The 16,419-nt window shown below is 62.2% G+C and carries 13 protein-coding genes and 1 CRISPR repeat array; of the genes, 6 read left to right on the top strand and 7 right to left on the bottom strand.

The window, feature by feature from the left end; translation table 11 throughout:
* Positions 1-77: 77 nt before the first annotated feature.
* Complete coding sequence (locus tag ACE3TY_RS11490) at positions 78-497, bottom strand: DUF1810 domain-containing protein (RefSeq protein ID WP_374653173.1); 420 nt, start codon at positions 495-497, stop codon at positions 78-80.
* A gap of 112 nt (positions 498-609) precedes the next feature.
* Here ACE3TY_RS11490 and ACE3TY_RS11495 point away from each other — a divergent pair, with 112 nt between their 5' ends.
* Together ACE3TY_RS11495 and ACE3TY_RS11500 are read left to right on the top strand one after the other, a co-directional pair.
* Positions 610-1,527, top strand: a complete 918-nt coding sequence (locus ACE3TY_RS11495; RefSeq protein WP_374653174.1) for a bifunctional transcriptional activator/DNA repair enzyme AdaA — start codon at positions 610-612, stop codon at positions 1,525-1,527.
* A gap of 192 nt (positions 1,528-1,719) precedes the next feature.
* Entirely contained in the window at positions 1,720-2,406 is a 687-nt protein-coding gene (locus ACE3TY_RS11500; protein WP_374653175.1) for a M48 family metallopeptidase, read from the top strand.
* A 43-nt stretch (positions 2,407-2,449) separates the two neighbouring features.
* Here ACE3TY_RS11500 and ACE3TY_RS11505 read toward each other — a convergent pair whose 3' ends face one another.
* The 3 genes from ACE3TY_RS11505 to ACE3TY_RS11515 form a co-directional block, all read right to left on the bottom strand.
* The gene (locus ACE3TY_RS11505; RefSeq protein WP_374653176.1) at positions 2,450-3,520 is read right to left on the bottom strand and encodes a patatin-like phospholipase family protein; all 1,071 of its coding nucleotides are present in this window, start codon (positions 3,518-3,520) and stop codon (positions 2,450-2,452) included.
* A gap of 233 nt (positions 3,521-3,753) precedes the next feature.
* On the bottom strand, positions 3,754-4,671 hold the full coding sequence (locus ACE3TY_RS11510; RefSeq protein WP_374653177.1) for an EAL domain-containing protein: 918 nt from the start codon (positions 4,669-4,671) through the stop codon (positions 3,754-3,756).
* 187 nt (positions 4,672-4,858) lie between these two features.
* Positions 4,859-6,286: a PLP-dependent aminotransferase family protein gene (locus tag ACE3TY_RS11515; RefSeq protein WP_374653178.1), complete on the bottom strand. Its 1,428-nt coding sequence runs from the start codon at positions 6,284-6,286 to the stop codon at positions 4,859-4,861.
* 113 nt (positions 6,287-6,399) lie between these two features.
* Between ACE3TY_RS11515 and ACE3TY_RS11520 the strand changes: the two genes are divergently transcribed.
* Together ACE3TY_RS11520 and ACE3TY_RS11525 are read left to right on the top strand one after the other, a co-directional pair.
* Positions 6,400-7,290 carry a DMT family transporter gene (locus ACE3TY_RS11520; protein ID WP_374653179.1) on the top strand — a complete coding sequence of 297 codons (891 nt, stop codon included), beginning with the start codon at positions 6,400-6,402 and terminating at the stop codon, positions 7,288-7,290.
* 124 nt (positions 7,291-7,414) lie between these two features.
* The gene (locus ACE3TY_RS11525) at positions 7,415-8,617 is read left to right on the top strand and encodes a pyridoxal phosphate-dependent aminotransferase (RefSeq protein ID WP_374653180.1); all 1,203 of its coding nucleotides are present in this window, start codon (positions 7,415-7,417) and stop codon (positions 8,615-8,617) included.
* A gap of 113 nt (positions 8,618-8,730) precedes the next feature.
* Positions 8,731-10,087: direct repeats of the CRISPR family, unit length 36 nt; unit sequence GCCGTGGTTTCCCTACCGACTTCCCGCTGGTAGGCT.
* Between the two features lie 59 nt (positions 10,088-10,146).
* On the opposite strand, the gene cas2 is transcribed toward ACE3TY_RS11525, so the two are convergent.
* From cas2 to cas9, 3 genes are read right to left on the bottom strand one after another with little or no spacing between them, the layout of a single operon-like run.
* Positions 10,147-10,476 (bottom strand): CRISPR-associated endonuclease Cas2, encoded by a 330-nt coding sequence (cas2, locus tag ACE3TY_RS11530; RefSeq protein WP_374653181.1) that lies wholly within the window; start codon positions 10,474-10,476, stop codon positions 10,147-10,149.
* Positions 10,473-11,411, bottom strand: coding sequence for a type II CRISPR-associated endonuclease Cas1 (gene cas1, locus ACE3TY_RS11535; protein ID WP_374653182.1), 939 nt, complete (start codon positions 11,409-11,411; stop codon positions 10,473-10,475). The genes cas2 and cas1 overlap by 4 nt, the downstream gene beginning before the upstream one ends.
* Positions 11,387-14,473: a type II CRISPR RNA-guided endonuclease Cas9 gene (gene cas9, locus ACE3TY_RS11540; RefSeq protein WP_374653183.1), complete on the bottom strand. Its 3,087-nt coding sequence runs from the start codon at positions 14,471-14,473 to the stop codon at positions 11,387-11,389. The genes cas1 and cas9 overlap by 25 nt, the downstream gene beginning before the upstream one ends.
* Before the next feature lie 327 nt (positions 14,474-14,800).
* Here cas9 and ACE3TY_RS11545 point away from each other — a divergent pair, with 327 nt between their 5' ends.
* Both ACE3TY_RS11545 and msrP read left to right on the top strand, forming a co-directional pair.
* A complete protein-coding gene (locus tag ACE3TY_RS11545; RefSeq protein ID WP_374653184.1) occupies positions 14,801-15,271 on the top strand; it encodes a Dps family protein in 471 nt (156 codons plus the stop codon).
* 132 nt (positions 15,272-15,403) lie between these two features.
* The gene (gene msrP, locus ACE3TY_RS11550; RefSeq protein WP_374653185.1) at positions 15,404-16,378 is read left to right on the top strand and encodes a protein-methionine-sulfoxide reductase catalytic subunit MsrP; all 975 of its coding nucleotides are present in this window, start codon (positions 15,404-15,406) and stop codon (positions 16,376-16,378) included.
* The last annotated feature ends 41 nt before the right edge of the window (positions 16,379-16,419 follow it).

The following is a 16,419-nucleotide window of genomic DNA, read 5'->3' on the forward strand; positions in this document are numbered from 1 at the left end:
CCGGCCGCTCATTCCGTCAATTTGTCAGTCTAGCCTGACAGGAAGCTGACGGACCACCCCGTCTAAAGGAGCGGGGTCTAAAGCAGCGCCAGGGTTGCCGGGTCGGGCGCGCCGCCGAAATATTTGTCGAGGGCCGCCGCAAATGGCGAACCGGCCGGCGCCACCGCGGCGAAGAGGGTCATGGAGGAGCGGAATTTGAGATCGTCCGGGCTGCCGAAAACGGCATGGGCGTCGTGCCCCGCCAGGGCATTGACGATGAGCGTGCATTTCAGCAGCCTCTGCCCCAGCAGCGGATGGGACAGATAGGCGGCGGCCTCGGCGCGGCTGCCGATGGCGAAGAAGCGGGCCGTGTCGCTGCGCCCCAGGCCCGCCATTTGCGGGAAGATGAACCACATCCAATGGCTGGCCTTGCGCCCCGCTCGCAGTTCGTCGAGCACGGCCGGGTAGACCGCGTCCTGCGCCTCGACGAAGCGTTGCAGATGATAGGTATCTTCCATCCGCCGACCTTTCTTTCGGGCTATCATCGGGCCGCAAGACCCGGATAGCGCACAGGGCCTAAACCAGCATATCCCATCAGGGCAGGATGATATGACAAACAGGCGGTCGAAAATGCCCGAAGCAAGCGTTCTGGAATCTCATGGCAAGGTGGGCGCCGCCACGCTGGTGAAGCGCGCCGCCGCCTATATCGAGGCCCGCCAGGAATCCGAGGCGGACGGGCCGATCACGCTGGAGGAGCTGGCCCGCCATTGCGGCATGTCGCCCTGGCATCTGCAGCGCCAGTTCAAGCGCGCGATGGGCGTCAGTCCCCGCGATTACGAGGAAAGCCTGCGCCTGGCGCGCTTCAAGAAGGGCCTGCGCGCCGGTGCCGGCGTGGCGGCAGCCACCTTCGATGCCGGGTTCGGCTCGTCGAGCCGTGTCTATGAGCGCGCCGGAACGGCGCTCGGCATGACGCCGGCCTCCTACGCCGGCGGTGGCAAGGGTGCCGATATCCGCTATGCCCTGACCGGCTCGCCCCTGGGGCGGGTGCTGGTGGCGGCGACCCGAAAGGGCCTCTGCCGGGTCGAAATGGGCGAGAACGACGATGCCCTCGTCGCGGATCTCGAAGCCGAATTCCCCGAGGCCAGCAGCATCGCCCGCGACGAGCGGGCGCTCGGAACCTATGTCGCGGAAATCCTGCGGCGCATGTCGGGCAAGGCGTCCCAGGCGGATCTGCCGCTCGATATCCGCATGACCGCTTTCCAGCGCCAGGTCTGGGCGGCCCTGACCCGGATCCCGGTGGGTGAAACCAGCACCTACGGGGCCGTGGCGGCGGCGATCGGCCAGCCCGGCGCGGCCCGCGCCGTGGGCAACACCTGCGGGCGCAATCCCGTGGCGATCGCCATTCCGTGTCACCGCGTACTGCGTAACGATGGGGCAATCGGCGGTTACGCCTGGGGTTCCGAGCGAAAACAGGCCCTTATACAGGCCGAATCGGCATCGTTAACGACGCATGGCAGGGTGGCTCGCAAAAAAAGAGTAAGCGGTTGAAAGCGCCTTGAGGCAGGCCGTAAAGTGGTCGCCAGGGGAATTTGGGTAACCCTGGGGATATGTGGATTGTTTTTGACCACCATGCGGAAAGTCGCGAAAAATCTGGCTAAGTCGTTAATCTCCCCGCGCGCCCAGGCGGTTGATAAGCCGCGCGCAAAGCGTCGGCGCATTGCGGAAGCGACCGACATTCACATGCTCTCTTTCGAGAGCCGCAAGGTGCCGCTGGTCTTCAAGCAGAACAAGCGCGCACAGCGCATCATCCTGCGGCTCGATCACGGCAATTCGTCGATCATCGTGGTGCTGCCGAAACGCACTTCGCGCGACGAAGGCAAGCGATTTGCGTTAAGCAACAAGGATTGGATCGAACAGCGACTCGATCAGCTGCACGAGCCGGTGCCTTTCCTGCACAACAATGTCATTCCCATTCTCGGCACACCGCATCGCATCCGCCACAAGCCGAATGCGCGCGGCGTCGTCTGGTGCGAATCGGAAGAGATCCATGTCGCCGGGCATGAGGAGCATGTGCCGCGCCGCATCCAGGACTGGCTGAAGCTGGAAGCCAAGCGCGAGATCGAGACGCGCGCCTTTCAAAAGGCCGAGAGCGTCGGCAAGAAGATCAAGAAGATCACGATCCGCGATACCAAGAGCCGCTGGGGCTCCTGCACCAGCGAAGGCGAACTCGCCTTCTCCTGGCGCCTCATCTTTGCCCCGCGTCACGTCATGGATTATGTGATCGCCCATGAAGTGGCGCATCTCCGGGAAATGAATCACGGCCCCAAATTCTGGAAGCTCTGCGGCGAGATCTGCCGCTCGATGGATTCGGCGCGCCTGTGGCTCGAAAATCACGGGACCGACCTTTACCGCTACGGCCGGTTCTGAGTTCTCCGGGCCGCCAGCCCCGGCGGCGTGCGGGCAATGGTCTTCACCCGAACTTCGCGGTGAGATCCATCGTGCTTTCCCAGCCGATGCGGTCGAAATTCTGCGTGATCCACTTGTCCGCGGTTTCATAGCCGAGCTGGTGGAGATGTTCCAGGAACGGCCGTTCGGTGTTCATCTTGCTCAAGCTGCCCATGTCCGCCAGCTCCGCTTCCGCGCTGATTTCGTGGAAGCGCACGGCGGTGTAGCGGTCATTGTGCAATTCGCCGCTTTCGATGAGCCGCGTGATGGTGACAAAGCCCTCCATCTCCCGCACCAGGCTCGAATTGAAGGTCATTTCGTTGATGCGGTTGAGGATGTCGCGCGACGAGACGGGCACGTCCAGGCGGTTCATCGGGTTGACCTGCACGATCACCACATCCGAGGAATCGCATTCGTGGATCAGCGGATGTATCGCCGGGTTGCCGAGATAGCCGCCGTCCCAATAGAACTCGCCATCCACCTCGACCGCTTCGAAGAGCAGCGGCAGGCAGGCCGAGGCCATCAGCGCCTCGACCGAAATCTCGGGCGTGCGGAAGATGCGCGAACGGCAGGTACGCACGTTGGAGGCGGTGACGAACAGCTTCACCTGCGGGTGCCGGCGCAGATTCTCGAAATCCACCAGGTCGCGCAGCAGATCGCCCAACGGATCCCGGCGCAGCGGGTTGATCTGGCGCGGCGCCAGCAGGCGCGTGGTGAAGTCGAGCCATATGAAACTGGGATCGCGGTCGACATCCCAGCCTTCCGATATGCCGGGAATGCCGCGCGGGACCGTGCGGGGGAGCGGGTTGAGTTCCGAGACGCCCATCCAGAAGGTCTGCAGCGCATCGATGGCGCCCTGGCGCTTGCCCTTCAGGAAGCCGTCGGCAAAGACCGCCGCATTCATGCCGCCGGCGCTGGTGCCGCTTAAGCCGTCGATATAGATCCGGGGCTCGCTGATGAGCCGGTGCATGACGCCCCAGGTGAAGGCGCCATGCGACCCGCCGCCCTGCAGGGCGAGGCTGATATGCTTCACCCCCGGCTTGTGCGGCCGTGGCGTGGTGTCACCGGAATCGGGCGTCACTGTCTTACCGTCCATCGGAACCTGAAGGTGCTTCAGCAAGCTGGCGCGCCGTCATCATCCGCCGGGATGGTTTATTTTTCATGAAGCCCCTGAATGCAGGGCAATCGCATTCGGCATTTTACAGGTCGTCATCCCCGGGCGAAGACCCGGGGATCCACTGCGGCAGTTGAGAGAGTGGATGCCCGGATCAAGTCCGGGCATGGCGAATTTGGGTATATGCGATTGCCCTGCCCGCGAATGGGGGCGGCTCAGCCGCGCAGCAATTCCAGGAAGTCCCTGGCCGGCATGGGCTTGTGCCAATGGAAGCCCTGGCCGAGATCGGCGCCCAGCGCACTGGCGCGCCGTGCGATGTCGGCATTTTCGATGCCGACCATGACGATGCGCCCGTTGCACTTCTTGGCCAGGCGCACCAGTTCCGCCACCAGGCCGGAGACCGGTCCGCCATTGGCCGAGAGCGAGACGAAGCGGCGGTTGAGCTTGACCAGATCCGGATTGAGCGAGGAGAGATATTCGCTGTCGCCCCCGCCGATGCCGAAATCGTCGATCGAAATGCGGAAGCCGCGCTGCTTCATGTCCCAGATGGCCGGGCGGATGTGGCGGTCGGCGGCGTCGATCTCGTTCACCTCGATGGCAAGGCGATGCGGCGGAATGCCGGCAGCGGCGACCTTGGCCGCCAGCGCATTGCGCTTGGCGACATCGGTGAACTCGTCCGGCTCCAGGTTGAGCGTCACGCAGAGTTCGCGTTCTCCGGTCAGCGCCGGCTTGAGGTCGGCCAGCACCATGTCGAGTACACGCTGGTTGAGTGTCGCGGTGAGGTTCAGCGCCTTGGCCATCGGCAGGAAGTCGCTGGGGGAAATCGCGTCGCCCACTTCCGTCGTCCAGCGCAGCAGCGGCTCGGCACCGATGATCGTGTGATTGGCGTCCAGCGTCACGATCGGCTGGTAGGCCATGGAAAGGCCGCCTTCCTCGATCGCGCGGGTGAATTGCTTGGCCAGCGGCTCCGGCCGTTCCACGGCCATGGCGGCCACCAGGCCCATGATGATGCCGATCATGGCGCCGAAGGCCAGCAGCATATTGGGGTTGTTGGAACCGATGAGGGGCGCCGCCAAGCCGAACAGGAAGGCGATCACGAACACCAGCAGCTTCAGTTTCAGTCGACCTGACATTGCTACTTTAAGACCTTGCGATTTTGTATCGTCCCCGGGGGGCAAAGTGACGGATACAAGTACAAACGGTCAAGAGCGACAGAAAAACGTCACCGAGTACCGCCGCCCGGCATTCGCGTGGAGAATATCCGCTCCCCAAGCTCTTTTTCCCGGGCAGCGGCGGCCCCGTCGCCGGAATGCGCCGCCCTTAGGAAAGTTGTGCCTTGAGGAAGGCGAAGATCCGGGAATCCTGGCTCTGCGCGACATTGAAGCGCAAATGGTGGGGCCAGGCCGCTTCCGGGCTGAAGACGTTGCCGGGAGCCAGGATGATGCCGGCATCCTGCGCCGTCATCGCCAGGTCGGCGGCAAGCTTCCTTTTGCCGCCCCTTCCGGTCGGCAATGCCAACCATAGGAACAGACCCTCACCGGATTCGGCGCCGTCCCCCAGCCAAGGTTGGAAACCCAGGGATGCCAGTTTCCGCGTGACCTGGAACCGCACCCGCGCCAGCCGGTCGCGGATGCCGGCCGCATGCCTGCGGTAGGATCCGTCGCTGAGGAGCCGGTGCACCAGCTGGGCCGAGAGTTCGTTGTTGCCGAAGCTCATGGCGAGCTTCAGGTCGGCAAGATCGGCGACGGTGGCGCCGTCGGCGGCAAGAAAGCCGATCCGTGTCGCCGCCGACAGGGTCTTCGAGAAGCTGCCCATATGGATGACGCGCTGCAGCCCGTCGAGTGCGCCCAGGCGCAATCCCGGATGGGCTTCGAAATCGCGGAAGATATCGTCCTCGAGGATACGGAAATCGTGGCGCTGGGCCAGGGCCAGCAGCCGGTGGGCGGTGGCCAGGCCCAGCTTGGCTCCAGTCGGATTCTGCAGGCCCGCATTGGTCAGATAGAGCTTGGGCCGGTGTCTTGCCGCCAGTTCTTCCATGACGGCAAGGTCCGGCCCCGCCGGCGTCATCGGGACGGAAAGCACCTTGCCGCGTTGCGCGCGCACGGCGGCATGGAAATTGAAATAGCCTGGATCGTCGACCAGGACCGCATCGTCCGGCTCGACGAGATAGCGGCACACCAGATCGATCGCCTGGGATGCTCCATCCATCAGCACTATGCGCTCGGGCGTCACCGGCACCTCGATCTCGTTGAGCCGCCGTGCCAGCAGATCGCGCAAAGGGCGGAAGCCAAGCGGCACGCCATATTCCAGAAGGCCCGTTTCAGGCGCCCGCGACAGAGCGCGGAGCGCGCTGCGCAAGGCGGCATCCGGCAGCCAATCCTCCGGCAGCCAGCCGCAGCCGGGCTTGGGCTGCCTGGGATCGAGCGTCAGCGAGCGGCGCATCATCCAGATCGGATTGACCCCCATACGCGCATTGGGCAGCGGATCGAGCGTGAGGGGCCTGGCCGCCTGGGCGCGGGGCGCCACGAAGAAGCCGGATTTGGCGCGCGCCACCGCCAGCCCATCGGCCACCAGCCGGTCATAGGCCGCGACCACGGTGAAGGGGCTGACCCGCAGGCGTGCCGCGAGGCGCCGCACCGACGGCAGTCTTTCGCCGGCACCCAGCGCGCCGCTCGTCACGCGCTTGCCCAGCGCGGCGGCGATGCGGCAACTGAGCGGACCGGTTTCGCTGGCGAGGTCGATGTCCATCTGTATCGGTTCTTGTACTGGTATAGATTGATGGATTGTATCGGATGTGTGCCTGTCCGCGCCAGCCCATCGCAACGCATTCTGCCGGCATGTCAGCAATCGGAAGCAGGAACATGACCACAGAAGCTCTGCAAGGTGCCGCCATCGGACCGGCGGCGCGCGGCCTCGCTTACGGCCTCGTCGGCGTCATCATCTTCGGGGGCTCGCTGCCGGCGACGCGGGCGGCCGTGCTGGCGCTCGATCCCTGGTTCGTCAGTGCCGCCCGCGCCGTGGGCGCGGCGATCCTGGGCGGCATCTGGCTGCTCCTCAACCGCCAGGCACTGCCGCGCAAGCGCCAGTTGGCCGGCCTCATCGTCGTGGGCCTTTGCGTCGTCATCGGCTTTCCGGTCTTTACCGGCATCGCACTCCGTTTCGTGCCGGCCAGCCACAGCCTGCTTTTTGCCGGCTTCTTTCCGCTGGCGACCTGTCTGGTCGGTGCCTTTCTCGGCACCGTGCGGCCCCAGCGTCCCTTCTGGTTCTGGACGGCGCTGGGGTCTGTGTCGGTAGCGACCTTTGCGATCTACGAAGGTGGCGGCAAATTCGGCCTGGCCGATCTGCTGATGGTGGGTGCGGTCGCCGCGACCGGCATCGGCTATGCCGAAGGGGCCAGATTGTCTCACGACATGAAGCCGGCAGCCGTCATCTCCTGGGCACTGGTGGCGAGCCTGCCGTTGACCCTGCCGGCGCTCATCTTCACCTGGCCGAATTTCGCGGTCCCGGTGCCGGTCTCGGCCTGGGTCGGGCTCGGCTATGTGACCATGTTCTCCATGTTCATCGGATTCCTGTTCTGGTATCGCGGCCTGGTCCTGGGCGGCACGGCGCGGGTCAGCCAGGTCCAGCTGTTCCAGCCCTTCATCGGACTGGGGCTGGCGGCCGTTTTCCTGGGCGAGCAGGTCGGCTGGGGATTGCTGGCGGGAAGTGTCATGGTGACAATCTCGGTAGCCCGGGCCCGGCGTTACGCCTGAAGGCCCACATCATTCGGCGGCGCATTGCCGCCTTGCGTCCCGGAAGGGTCAATTTGGGTTGCCGCGATCGGGGGTGGGGGCTATCTTCCGGCCCGATTTTTGCCCCCTCGAATGGTGACCCGAAATGGCCTTTCTCGCCGACCGCCTCGACCGTATCAAACCCTCGCCCACGATCGCCGTGACCATGAAGGCGCGCGAACTGAAGGCGCAGGGCCGCGACATCATCGGCTTAGGTGCCGGCGAGCCGGATTTCGACACGCCGGACAATATCAAACAGGCGGCGATCAAGGCGATCAATGCGGGCGATACCAAGTACACGAATGTCGACGGCACCGATGCGCTCAAAAAAGCGATCGCCGCCAAGTTCAAGCGCGAGAACAATCTCGACTACGGAATCGACCAGATCACGGTCGGCACCGGCGGCAAGCAGGTGCTCTACAACGCGCTGGTGGCGACAGTGAATCCCGGCGACGAGGTCATCATCCCGGCGCCCTATTGGGTCTCCTATCCGGACATCGTGCATCTGGCGGAAGGGACGCCGGTCTTCGTCGAATGCGGCCAGAACCATCAGTTCAAGCTGCAGCCGGAAATGCTGGAAGCGGCGATCACGCCGAAGACCAAATGGCTGATCCTCAACTCACCCAGCAACCCGACCGGTGCCGCCTATACGGCGAAGGAACTGCGCGCGATCGCCGATGTGCTGCTGAAACATCCCCATGTCTGGGTGCTGACCGACGACATGTACGAGCATCTCGTCTACGACAATTTCAAGTTCGCGACGATCGCCGAGGTCGAACCCAAGCTCTATGAGCGCACGCTCACGATGAATGGCGTTTCCAAGAGCTATTGCATGACCGGCTGGCGCATCGGCTATGCCGGCGGGCCGGCCCCGCTCATCAAGGCCATTGCCAAGATCCAGTCGCAATCGACCTCGAACCCTTCGTCGATCAGCCAGGCCGCCGCGGTCGAGGCGCTCAATGGCCCGCAGGATTTCATCGCCAAGCACAATGTCTCGTTCAAGGAACGCCGCGACATGGTGGTGGAGATGCTGAACAAGGCCAAGGGCCTGCACTGCCACAAGCCGGAAGGGGCGTTCTACGTCTATCCGTCCTGCGCCGGTGCCATCGGCAAGACGACGCCCGACGGCAGGACGATCGCCACCGACGACGATTTCGTGACCTACCTGCTGGAAGCGGAAGGTGTCGCGGCGGTGCAGGGCTCGGCCTTCGGCCTTTCCCCGCATTTCCGCATCTCCTACGCCACCTCGACCGAGGCCTTGAAGGATGCCTGCAACCGCATCATCCGCGCCTGCGAGAAATTGAAGTAGGAAATGAGAACGCCTCTCCCTCCGTTCATAATGCGGGGGGGGGGGGCGTTCAGAGCGCTCAAATTGGCAAGCGCAATCAAATCGTATCATCCCGTTACAACGTCTTCCCATTGGCCGTGGTTTCCCTACCGACTTCCCGCTGGTAGGCTTCGCCGTGCGGGTTTTCGTCGGACGACTTGGCCGTGGTTTCCCTACCGACTTCCCGCTGGTAGGCTCATGCCGCCGGTCACACGTTGAAGGCGTATGCCGTGGTTTCCCTACCGACTTCCCGCTGGTAGGCTCGGCCCGACCAGGAGGATATCAAATCCCTGGCCGTGGTTTCCCTACCGACTTCCCGCTGGTAGGCTCATCCGCTCGAACATCGCGCGGCCGATATCGCCGTGGTTTCCCTACCGACTTCCCGCTGGTAGGCTAGAAGGCCGCTAGGCAATGTGCCGAAATGGGCCGTGGTTTCCCTACCGACTTCCCGCTGGTAGGCTATCACGCTTCTATCGCTTGTTGTGTGGATAGCCGTGGTTTCCCTACCGACTTCCCGCTGGTAGGCTTATTTCGATTTCATGGAGGCGGCCTGTCGCGCCGTGGTTTCCCTACCGACTTCCCGCTGGTAGGCTAGAACGACCGCCGCAAGATCGGCAATGAGCGCCGTGGTTTCCCTACCGACTTCCCGCTGGTAGGCTACCTCACCTCGGCCACGTTGCCGGCTTGGTGCCGTGGTTTCCCTACCGACTTCCCGCTGGTAGGCTTGCCCTCGCTGCGATATCGGCACCAGTCAAGCCGTGGTTTCCCTACCGACTTCCCGCTGGTAGGCTCCGGGCGACCGCATCGGCTTCGTCGCCGCTGCCGTGGTTTCCCTACCGACTTCCCGCTGGTAGGCTCGGGTGCCGGCGAACCAGCGCGATTTGACCGCCGTGGTTTCCCTACCGACTTCCCGCTGGTAGGCTCTAGGCCAGAGCCGATCAGGCTACTGAGGTGCCGTGGTTTCCCTACCGACTTCCCGCTGGTAGGCTCGGCGGCTCGTCGCTCTGCGTCGACAGGTAGGCCGTGGTTTCCCTACCGACTTCCCGCTGGTAGGCTTAAATTTCGATGCGTTTCATCGGTCCATTTGCCGTGGTTTCCCTACCGACTTCCCGCTGGTAGGCTGTGTCAATCGCTCGTGCGTATGGGCTCTACGCCGTGGTTTCCCTACCGACTTCCCGCTGGTAGGCTCGCCAAACGTGGCGATAAGTGTTGCGATTGGCCGTGGTTTCCCTACCGACTTCCCGCTGGTAGGCTATCCTGTCTTGAACGGTGTTCTTTGGTCGAGCCGTGGTTTCCCTACCGACTTCCCGCTGGTAGGCTCCTCGTCACTAGCGCCGACCACACACTGGTGCCGTGGTTTCCCTACCGACTTCCCGCTGGTAGGCTTTCGCCGCGCAGGTTCTCGGCGTGGTAGAAGCCGTGGTTTCCCTACCGACTTCCCGCTGGTAGGCTACGTGGCTAATAGGCTATTGAATTTTATTGAAGAAATGCCGTTTTGCCGCGGCATTTCTTTATAGCAAGACCATTTGCCTCGGTGCCACATGCTCATTTTTTCCCGATTCGCCCAGCAATAGTTTCATGCGGGCATATTGCTTGTCGGTCACCTGTAGGGTCCGGATAGAGCCCTTGCCCGGCAGATGCTTGGTGATGCGCCCAAGATGCTTACCCGCAGCTTCTTCACCTCTGCAAATGCGCGCGTAGACAGAAAATTGTAACATCATAAATCCGTCGTCCTTGAGGAAATTGCGAAAGCGGGTCGCGGCGCGGCGTTCGTCCCTGGTGCCGACAGGCAGATCAAAGAACACGAACAGCCACAAGATGCGTACCTCGCTGCTTTTCATGATCCCGGTTTGGTCGCTGGATCGGGGCGGGGCAGTTCGAGCAGCGCCGGCGTCTTTGCATCCATCGCACGGACCAGAGTGTCGGCGACGCGTTCGGTGGCGTTGAGAAGAGTGGTTCTCTCAGTGCCAATGAGGCAATTTTCAAGAAGGAGGCTTGCCAAGCTGCGGCGGTCGTTCAAAGTGAGATCGGCTTTGAAATCGCTACGCCCCAGCATCAGCCTTTGTGCCATTATATCGGCAAAAGGTCGGAAGGGTTCGACCAAATCGTCGGCCAGATTGAACGCATTGTTCTGCGATGCGTGCATCAAGCCCAGCCCAGGTAACAAACCGAAGGCTACCAGTGCCCGAGCTACGCCGGAGCGTAAAATGGCATAGCCATAGTTCAGCATCTTATTGCGCAGATCGCCGTCGTCGGCCCGCACGAAACCGATCTTGCTGCCATCGCTGCTTTCCCTGCGGAACATGCGGCCGAAATAGAATCTTGCGGCGCGTGCTTCGACATTGGCGGGGTCGCCCGAACGGACACGTCGGCTGGCAGACAGAAGCGTCTTACTCCCGGGGCGGCCACAGAGCGACAGGGCCACCGCCTGATTGTCGATCTTCTGCATCACGATCGCCTGCCACAGGCGCTTTGCCAGCGGCGCTGTCAGTGAAGTCTGCAACTGCGCCACGGCCGCTTGCCGGAAATGTCGGTGAAATGGCAGCGCCATACCGCTCGGCATATGCCTCTCGTCGGTAAAGACCAGCACGATACCCTTATCCATGCAGGCGCGGATCAGGGCGAAGCTCAACATGGCGGCCGGCGCGTCGACGACAATCCAGGCGATATCTTCAAGAGCAAGCCGCACGTCTTCGTCATCCTGGGTTACGACCAGTTGATTGTCAGAAAGGCGCAATCGTGCCTCGCGACTTATATGCAGGCCGCGCCACGCCATGTGCGTACCTCTGGCGCCACCTCGTAGACGCGACCGAGACGGTCTATAATCAATTTCTGGAAGGAAGTCAGAGTCCGTCCACCTATTCCCCGTGTAATCGCATTCCTTGAGCGGTCGCCGGAAAGCGAGATCGCGCCGGTCGACCTGTCCATGCCGCGGAAGTAGCCCCGCAGAATCTCGCCATTGGAGGTGACAAGTTCCAACAGGGTCATCGAGTATACGGGCCAGAGAAACTGATAGGTTTCGTCAATCAATGGCCAATCCACTTCGTCCGTTGCGGCCTGAACTGCACGCATCGGCGGGACGTCTTCCACCGCAATTTGATGTGGGTAGATCGGCACCATGAAGTACTGCCATTTGCCTCTGGCGTTCTGCCTGCGAAAGACATCGACGCGTGCCATTTCACCGCGGTCGGCAAGCCCGCCGCGAATGGCGACGCCGTCCTTGGCTTTGTTGCGCACCCGCAACTTGCGAATTGGGTCGCCTTTGGGTGAAAGGGGCGGCGTGTCCTTAGGTTTTCCGGCCGCGAGCCAAGCACGGACGTTGGCCACGATGGGTGCGTTGCGTTCGGGATCCTTGATGTTTACGAGATCCTTTTCCGTCACCTTGTCGATGGCTTTGCGTTCATAGATTTCCCGGCCGTCCACGGTGTCGACGATCTGCTTGATGGTGGCGTCATGAGCCTTGCCGCGCGCGCGGTGACGGGCAGCGCGGGCAACGAATATGGTTGGGAAAACTTCACGTAAATCGTCCTGGAAGCCGGGCCAGGGCAAGGGCATCTCCGTCAACTCGCGATGCAATCCCTTATCCTCGGCCGCCTTGAAGGCCGCAGTCAGGCGCTGCAGCATGCTCTCGGTCGTTGCCGCGCAAACCAGGGCGTCCAAGGCGTGGTGCCGGTCGTCGCTCAGTCGGTTGCCGTCCGCGTCCTTCTTGAACCCCTGAATGCCCCAGGCCTGTCGCAGCTTGCTAGTGATGGCGCCGGGCCGGGCGAAGACGCGCCTCTTCCCGGGATCAGGAGGGTATTTCTCAGTCAGAAATTGACTGAGCGCGCGGCAGGCATAGCGTGTATCGTTAAGGTTGCGGTTGCGGAATTTCCCCGCCATCTCATCGGCGTTCTTGAGCAGCAGGTTGCGTTTCTTGAAGCCGCGAAAGGCCTTGCTGGCCTCGACGCGGGCGGTAAGCGCGTCCCAGGCCTCAACCGGCTTGTCGGTGCCGAACCATTCGAAGGGTGTGCGACCGCGCTTATCCTGATTGCATTTTGCATTGACCAGTACCTTGTTATGGAAACTGTCATCGCCGAAACGGCTCCATGGCAGGATATGGTCGGCCTGCGCCGCATTGCTGCCGGCAGCTATATGCTTCGGATCGATATAGTCGTCGCAATAGATGCAACGGCAATTCTGCTGCTTCCACAATTCATAGCGCAGCAGGTCCTCGGCATTGCGCGGCTCGTTGCCGATGTCGTCCAAATATTGCGCGCGAAGGCGGTCCTTCTCGGCATTGCGCTTGTCGATGCCGCTTTTTATCCTGTCCCGTTCCTCCTTACCCTTACCGACATCGCGCGCCAGTTCGATGTGAATCGCATCGGGGATGCCGAATTCCAGCACCAGTGCTTTTACCTGTTTGATGGATTCGCTCATGGCTTTGCGCGCGACAGGCGAGCCGATATCCGCAAGCGTAATGGAATTCTGAGCGGCATGATCGTAGCCGGCTCTCGCGCAGGCCTCCGAATAGACGAGGCCATGGCGCAAATGTGGAATGAGAGCGCGACAAGCCTTGGCCGAAATGCCGCCGGCACCGGTAAACTTGGCGAAGTCGCCCGCCCGCACGCCATCCATCAAGGCAGTTTCGATGAGCGGATCCAAATGCAATTCCGCCAAGCCGACCTGAATGCGCTCCGGCGAATCGCGAAAGGTGAGGATGAAGGCGATACGGTCCAGCACGTCCGGCTGCCGATGCAATACTGCCCAGCCGGTTTCGCCAAGCACCTTGCGTAGCTTGGCCGTGCCATAGGCAGCTTCGCCGTGCCGCGATGTCACGTCGCGCTTCTCATCCTCGGTGCTTATGCCGGCGAAACCCCAATCGGAGGGAAGGCAGATGAGTTTGCGCAGGCTCTTGAACGTGACGGTCGCGGTCGAGCCAAACCGGCCGCTGGCAGCGGCGAATTCATCCTCGGTCAGTGATCGCTCTTGACGGCCTTTGCGCAGGCGCAGGGCTGCAAGGCGCGAAAGATAGCGAAACAGTTCGAAGGAGGGCGCGACGCGAGCGGCACGTTTTTCACCTGCCTCGAACGGGCAGGGGCCGACCATATTCTCGCTGTCCTGCAGTGGGCGCTGGAAAAAGGCCGTGGTTATAAATTCTGTCTCCAACTCCGTCGTGGCAAGGGCATTGCCCAATCGCCTTTGGGCGGAAAAGATGGCGCGGACCTCCGCCTCCAGGTCGCTGCGCAGGAGCGAATGCGAATAATCGCCGTCCCGATTGCGTCGCCTGCCGGCGAAGGCTGCATCGTTCTGCACCATTTCGCCAATTGTACGAAAGGCCGCCAGCCGGTCTCGCGTGGCCTCGATTGCCTTGAGCATTTTGGATGAGTCGTCAGCGGCGTTGGCGCCATCGCTTTTCTTATTCGACTTGAAGGCCCGATGGCGAGCGATATGTCCCAAGGCGATCGCCATTTCTTCCGGCGACAACATATGGTCCAGCGCCTTGACCCGCAAAGCCAAAGGATCCTGCCGGGGGAAATGCAACGCATCCTTGGCTCTGTTCTTCAGCAAGCCCCTTTTTGCAAAGAGAGCGCGAATGTCATTCATGCGTTGTCGGCGCCGCCGAATGACGCGGCGCCGGCCGCGCATCTGGCGGCGAATTTGGTTTGTCGGCGTCCCTTCCTTGTCTTCGGGGGCGTCGAACATCCAGCTACCCACGGCCAAAATGGCGCCTTCGAACTTGCCGTTGCCGGGATCGCCGATGTCCACGACGGCCCAGCCGCATGAAGCGATGCCGACATCCAGACCCAGATACCGGCTGCTGCCCGCAATTTTGTGTAGTACCACTTTGCCCCTATCCATCTCGGCCTCCACATCGATTGCGTGATTGAAGCGCTTGACATTAGCGCGTAAAGATCTGAATCTGCGAGCGGGAAGTCGGTTGGGAAACCACGGCAAAGTGGTTTTTCCACTGAAGGATTACCCCCGGAGTCTCGGCTCCGGGGGGATTCCTCTTATTGGATACAGCCCCGACAATTGATCGATTTGCGGCGAGAATTCAGTGCACGGTGATCGATCCGCTCGATCACCGGCTGCGACATTTTTGATCCTGGAATACCGTCTAAAGCCTTGCGGTTGTCATGGCTTAGGGCCAGATTTAGAGCCTGAACAAAATGCGAGGGTCGGAAAATGGACATCGATATCGGCATTTCCAAGAAGGACCGCAAAGCCATCGCCGATGGCCTGTCGCGTCTTCTGGCTGACACCTACACGCTCTATCTCAAGACCCACAATTTCCATTGGAATGTCGAAGGGCCGATGTTCAACACGCTGCACCTCATGTTCGAGACGCAGTATACGGAGCTGGCGCTCGCGGTCGATCTCGTCGCCGAGCGCATCCGGGCCTTGGGTTATCCGGCGCCGGGCACCTATGCCGCCTATGCCAAGCTTTCCACGATCAAGGAAGAGCAGGGCGTGCCATCCGCCGAAGACATGATCCGGAAGCTGGTCCAGGGCCAGGAAGCGGTGGTGAAAACCGCCCGTTCGGTGTTCCCGGCAGCCGACAAGGCCGGCGACGAGCCGACGGCGGATCTCCTCACCCAGCGCATGCAGATCCATGAAAAGAATGCCTGGATGCTGCGCGCGCTTCTGAGCAAGTAACCGCAGTTTCATGAGGGGTTAAGCCGGCGCGGGGCCGTTCCCGCGCCGGTTTTGTTTTGGGGCCGGCAGGCGCCGCTGTAATCTATCGCCCAGAGCCTGCGTATCTCCTTGAGGACACCAAGGGAGAAGGCGATGTGGATTCGCAAGAGACGCGGTTGGGAGTTGAAGGAATCGGCGCTGACGCCGGAGAGCGTCTTTGGCAACCGCCGCCGGTTCCTGGCGGGTGCGGCCGGCGCCATTTTCGCCCCGGCCCTTCTGGCCTGCGAAAAGAAGGCGGCGGCGGAAGGCGATGCCACGCCCGATCCGTCGACCGGCCTCTATCCCGTGCAGCGCAATCCCAGATACGCGCTGGATCGCGACATGACGGCCGAGGGCGATGCCACCAGCTACAACAATTATTATGAATTCGGCACCTCGAAGGATGTCGTCGCGGCGGCGCAGGCCTTGCCGATCCGGCCCTGGGCCATCACCATCGACGGGATGGTGGGCAAACCGCAGACCATCGCCATCGACGATCTTCTGAAGCAGATGCCGCTCGAAGAGCGGGCCTATCGCCACCGCTGCGTGGAGGCCTGGTCGATGGCCGTGCCGTGGAGCGGGTTTCCGCTGAGCGCGCTGGTGGCGCTGGCCGAACCGCAGGCGGGCGCCAAGTTCGTAAGGTTCGAAAGCTTCATGAACACGCAAGCAGCACCCGGCCAGACCGATCCGCTTTATCCCTGGCCCTATGTCGAGGGGCTGACCCTGGCCGAAGCGACCAACGAACTCGCTTTCATCGCCACCGGAATCTACGGCAAACCCCTGCCCAAGCAGAACGGCGCGCCTTTCCGCCTAGCTGTGCCGTGGAAATACGGTTTCAAATCCGCCAAGGGCATCCAGCGCATCACCTTCACCGATATCGAACCGACCGGATTGTGGCAGCTGCTGCAGAGCAGCGAGTATGGTTTCTATGCCAATGTGAACCCGGCCTTCCCGCATCCGCGCTGGAGCCAGGAATCGGAACGCCTGCTGGGCTCGGGCGAACGCGTGCCGACGCAGATCTTCAACGGCTATGGCGAATTCGTGGCCGGCCTCTATCCCGACCTCAACGACCGGAACTATTTCTACTGAAAACCCCACTCCCCAACCCCTCTCCCCGCAAGCGGGGCGAG

This window comes from Dongia sp. (assembly GCF_041918875.1).
Lineage (GTDB): Bacteria > Pseudomonadota > Alphaproteobacteria > Dongiales > Dongiaceae > Dongia.

What these genes read in the sequence shown, in the direction of transcription:
- ACE3TY_RS11490 (WP_374653173.1), bottom strand. Translation starts at nt 497, where the DNA reads ATGGAAGATACCTATCATCTGCAACGCTTCGTCGAGGCGCAGGACGCG.
- ACE3TY_RS11495 (WP_374653174.1), top strand. Translation starts at nt 610, where the DNA reads ATGCCCGAAGCAAGCGTTCTGGAATCTCATGGCAAGGTGGGCGCCGCC.
- ACE3TY_RS11500 (WP_374653175.1), top strand. Translation starts at nt 1,720, where the DNA reads ATGCTCTCTTTCGAGAGCCGCAAGGTGCCGCTGGTCTTCAAGCAGAAC.
- ACE3TY_RS11505 (WP_374653176.1), bottom strand. Translation starts at nt 3,520, where the DNA reads ATGGACGGTAAGACAGTGACGCCCGATTCCGGTGACACCACGCCACGG.
- ACE3TY_RS11510 (WP_374653177.1), bottom strand. Translation starts at nt 4,671, where the DNA reads ATGTCAGGTCGACTGAAACTGAAGCTGCTGGTGTTCGTGATCGCCTTC.
- ACE3TY_RS11515 (WP_374653178.1), bottom strand. Translation starts at nt 6,286, where the DNA reads ATGGACATCGACCTCGCCAGCGAAACCGGTCCGCTCAGTTGCCGCATC.
- ACE3TY_RS11520 (WP_374653179.1), top strand. Translation starts at nt 6,400, where the DNA reads ATGACCACAGAAGCTCTGCAAGGTGCCGCCATCGGACCGGCGGCGCGC.
- ACE3TY_RS11525 (WP_374653180.1), top strand. Translation starts at nt 7,415, where the DNA reads ATGGCCTTTCTCGCCGACCGCCTCGACCGTATCAAACCCTCGCCCACG.
- cas2 (WP_374653181.1), bottom strand. Translation starts at nt 10,476, where the DNA reads ATGAAAAGCAGCGAGGTACGCATCTTGTGGCTGTTCGTGTTCTTTGAT.
- cas1 (WP_374653182.1), bottom strand. Translation starts at nt 11,411, where the DNA reads ATGGCGTGGCGCGGCCTGCATATAAGTCGCGAGGCACGATTGCGCCTT.
- cas9 (WP_374653183.1), bottom strand. Translation starts at nt 14,473, where the DNA reads ATGGATAGGGGCAAAGTGGTACTACACAAAATTGCGGGCAGCAGCCGG.
- ACE3TY_RS11545 (WP_374653184.1), top strand. Translation starts at nt 14,801, where the DNA reads ATGGACATCGATATCGGCATTTCCAAGAAGGACCGCAAAGCCATCGCC.
- msrP (WP_374653185.1), top strand. Translation starts at nt 15,404, where the DNA reads ATGTGGATTCGCAAGAGACGCGGTTGGGAGTTGAAGGAATCGGCGCTG.